The 3,210-nt window shown below is 65.0% G+C and carries 5 protein-coding genes and 1 pseudogene; 3 read left to right on the top strand and 3 right to left on the bottom strand.

Features of this window, described 5'->3' with window-relative positions; genetic code table 11:
- A partial coding sequence (locus QOC69_RS21335; protein ID WP_526443278.1) for a phytanoyl-CoA dioxygenase family protein occupies positions 1-536 on the bottom strand: 536 nt, incomplete at its 3' end.
- 183 nt (positions 537-719) lie between these two features.
- Here QOC69_RS21335 and QOC69_RS21330 point away from each other — a divergent pair.
- Both QOC69_RS21330 and QOC69_RS21325 read left to right on the top strand, forming a co-directional pair.
- Entirely contained in the window at positions 720-1,037 is a 318-nt protein-coding gene (locus QOC69_RS21330) for a hypothetical protein (protein WP_526443276.1), read from the top strand.
- 73 nt (positions 1,038-1,110) lie between these two features.
- Positions 1,111-1,872, top strand: coding sequence for an SDR family NAD(P)-dependent oxidoreductase (locus tag QOC69_RS21325; RefSeq protein WP_526443274.1), 762 nt, complete (start codon positions 1,111-1,113; stop codon positions 1,870-1,872).
- Positions 1,873-1,885: 13 nt separating this feature from the next.
- Here the strand turns inward: QOC69_RS21325 and QOC69_RS21320 are convergent, their stop codons facing one another.
- Entirely contained in the window at positions 1,886-2,452 is a 567-nt protein-coding gene (locus QOC69_RS21320) for a sugar O-acetyltransferase (RefSeq protein ID WP_526443272.1), read from the bottom strand.
- 168 nt (positions 2,453-2,620) lie between these two features.
- Here QOC69_RS21320 and QOC69_RS21315 point away from each other — a divergent pair, with 168 nt between their 5' ends.
- A complete protein-coding gene (locus QOC69_RS21315; protein ID WP_526443270.1) occupies positions 2,621-2,863 on the top strand; it encodes a hypothetical protein in 243 nt (80 codons plus the stop codon).
- Positions 2,864-2,883: 20 nt separating this feature from the next.
- Here QOC69_RS21315 and QOC69_RS21310 read toward each other — a convergent pair.
- Positions 2,884-3,210 (bottom strand): annotated as a pseudogene (locus tag QOC69_RS21310) (IS607 family element RNA-guided endonuclease TnpB); the annotation flags it as partial.

Genomic DNA, 3,210 nt, shown 5'->3' with positions numbered 1-3,210 from the left:
TCGGCGCGCACGATCCTGGGATCGTCGTCCTCGTAGGTCTGCTTGCCCTCGATGAGATGACTGCCAGGCACGATGCGGGTCGCACCGTTCTCGACGGTGAAGTCGGTCATCGCCCACATGGTGTTGCACTGCACGTCGTAATCGAGCGGGAATGGGAAGAAGTCCCAGGCAAGCTCGTCGCGGTGCAGGGGCTGATGGGTCTCGCCAGGAAGGACCGAGATCACCTGGGTGAGGTGCAGCTGGTAGACCGTCGCCTTCGACAACAGGTCGGCGGTGGTACCGAGTACCAGCGGATGGGTGATGAGCTCGCGGCTGGCCGGTGAGCGCGGGATCAGCGAGCCCGTTCGCCGAGTCACTCGACCTATGAAGTCGTTGGTGCCCATGGGCGTCAGGTCGATGTGCTCTTCGAGCTCTTCGGCGACGCGGTCCATCACCTCGTTGGAGACGACGTTGTCGACGATGACGAAGCCGTCGGCGCGGATCGCCGCGGCGACCTCGGCAGACGTTGCGGTGGGGGGCAGGTGGTACTTGGGCATGCACGTACTCCGATCGTGAAACAGTGCAGGGTAAGGTGATTGCTGTGAAAACAGGGTGGGAACCTCGCCGATGAGGCGGCGTCGTTGACAGCAAAAGTGAATCAGTCTCAGGTTTCTCAAGCGCTGCCGACCAGTAAAGGCCTCGTTACACCGGCCCGGCTTGCGGACCTGATGGTTCCGGTGATGTCCCAGGTCGGCGCGCGGCGCTCGGCCACCCAGTCCCGCAGCCAGGAAAAGATGGAACGGGTCCTGCGCGCCACCGCCGCACTCCTCGACGAGATCATGGTCACCGGGTTGGTCGACCTCGACGGTCGCTGGGATGCAGTGGGTTTCAGCCTGGCCGGCCCCGATTGGCGGGCCAGGGTGGCGGCCGGCACGACGACGCGCTGGCCGCCTACCTGGCGGCCAGCGCCACCGCTACCCGACCCGACGCGCCGGACGTTCCGCTGGGGATCGCCACCCAGGTGGTCACAAACGCCAACGACCGGGGATGATCGCTAGAGAGCGAATCGGGTGGCTGGGGAGCGGTAGCCCGCAGGCACCGACCCGACAGGCCACCACCCAAGGAGGCGCGGTGCAGAAGCTGGACGGAAAGAGGGCCTTGGTCACCGGGGGTGCATCGGGTATCGGATACGCCGTCGCCCGGTTGTTCCTCGAGAACGGCGCCCGCACCGTCATCAGCGACATCGACGGCGACAAGCTCGCCAGCGCGGAAAGGGAGCTCGCCGCCTACGGTACGGTGCGCGCGGTCGCGGGAGATGTGCGCAGCATGGCCGACGCTGGACGCATGGTGCAGGCCGCGGTCGACGAGTTTGGGGGCCTGGACACCGTGGTGTGCAATGCGGGCATCACAAGCGTCATGCCCATCGAGAAGCTCGACGAGTCGGAATGGGACGCGGTCCTGACGACGAACGTCAAAGGCATGTTCACCGTCATCAAGCACGCGGTTCCGCACCTCAAGAGCGCCGGTGGGGGCACGATCGTCACCCTGGGATCCGAGATGGGGATCGTGGCGGTGGCAGAATCACCGGCTTACAACGCGAGCAAGGGCGCAGTCATCATGTTCACCAAGTCCCTTGCGCTCGACCTGATTCGCTACGACATTCGCGTCAACGCGCTGTGCCCGGGCATCACCCGCACTCCGCTGTTGCAGGCTGAGGTGGACAACAGTGTCGACCCTGCCAAGACTGCCGCCGAGCAGGCCTCGTGGGCCCCCATGGGGCGGGTCGCCGACCCGCGGGAAATCGCCAAGGGGGCGCTATTCCTAGCCTCCGACGACAGTTCATTTGCGACGGGGAGTTGCCTCGTGCTCGACGGCGGCTTCACCGCACAGTGAGCCGCCTGGCCTGTTAGGAGTTCTCAAGGCGACGGATGACCCGACACGGGTTTCCTGCGGCGAAGACCTGCCGCGGCACGTCCTTCGTCACGACACTGCCAGCACCCACGACCGAGTTCGCACCGATCGTGACGCCGGGGCAGACGATGACACCACCGCCTAGCCACACGTTGTCACCAATGGTGATTGGAGCCGCGGTCTCCCACCTCTGCCGACGCAGCTCAGCGTCGTCCATCGGATGCAGGGCGGTCAGCAATTGTGCGCGCGGACCGATGGATACGTCATCGCCGATCACGACCGGGGCGCAATCCATCACGATCGCGTCATAATTGAGAAAACTGTTACGGCCCAACTGAATCAAGTGACCGTAGTCGCATTGGAACCTCGGCATGATCCACGATCCCTCGCCAATGGCTCCGAGCAGCCGCTCGAGAATCTCGCGGCGTTCCGAATTCTCGCCCGATCGGGTGGCGTTGAAGCGGTCCAGCATCTCTCCACAGAAGCGACGTTCCCCGACCAGTTCCGGATCGTCGTCGCGATAGAGTTCCCCGCTCAGCATGCGCTCTTTGTCCGTCGACATGACAACCATCGTGCACGAACTCACACTGGTCGTAACCTCGACATCACCCGCGACAGCGAAATCAGCGTGGCAGTATCCCCGCTACGAGCGCGAGGACAAGAATCCTCCAAGGCGTCCGCCACAGACTCTGCGCAACGGAACCACCACTCGTCGCAAAGGACACCGACCATGACCCCCTTCTCGCACCACACGAAGATCGCGAGGCTCGCGCTGACGGCCGTCGCGACGGTCGCGGCAACCATCGGCATGGCGGCAACCGCTCACGCCGACGCACCGGTGAACCTGAAGGTCAATGACACCATTCGCGCCGAACTGCTCGCGGCGGGGGCGGCCCTGAATGGATTGCCTGCCTCGGACTTCGTCGGCCTCATGCCCGGGCTGACCTACTACGCCTATGACCGTTGCCGTTGAGTGTGTTTTGGGTGACACGCTTATGCGGCGTCCCCTTGCGGGGTTTGGGTTCTGGCCTCTCCGTTCCCGGCCCCACGTGGGTGAGGTCTTCTGGGTGCTCCGCCGGCGCCGGATGATCCGGCGTCCGCGCCATGGCCTGTACCAACCGATGTGGTTGGCCCGGGTACCGATGGGGCCGTGGTCCTGACTGGACCACGACTGGCAGGTTCCGGCCAGTCACGGAGATTGCGTGCCGCGTTGTGGTCGCGGTCGACGACGTCGCCGGTGTGCGGACACCCCAGCAACTTGTCGATGCGTCCCTTGCCGACCAGCCGGCACGGGGTGGCGTCGGGTGCGGTGCAGCCGTG

Origin of the sequence: Mycobacterium sp., from assembly GCF_032162105.1 — a bacterium.
Taxonomy (GTDB): domain Bacteria; phylum Actinomycetota; class Actinomycetes; order Mycobacteriales; family Mycobacteriaceae; genus Mycobacterium.
Note: the sequence above shows the minus strand (reverse complement) of the source record. Positions and strands in the feature narration are given on the sequence as shown.

What these genes read in the sequence shown, in the direction of transcription:
- QOC69_RS21330 (WP_526443276.1), top strand. Translation starts at nt 720, where the DNA reads ATGTCCCAGGTCGGCGCGCGGCGCTCGGCCACCCAGTCCCGCAGCCAG.
- QOC69_RS21315 (WP_526443270.1), top strand. Translation starts at nt 2,621, where the DNA reads ATGACCCCCTTCTCGCACCACACGAAGATCGCGAGGCTCGCGCTGACG.
- QOC69_RS21320 (WP_526443272.1), bottom strand. Translation starts at nt 2,452, where the DNA reads ATGTCGACGGACAAAGAGCGCATGCTGAGCGGGGAACTCTATCGCGAC.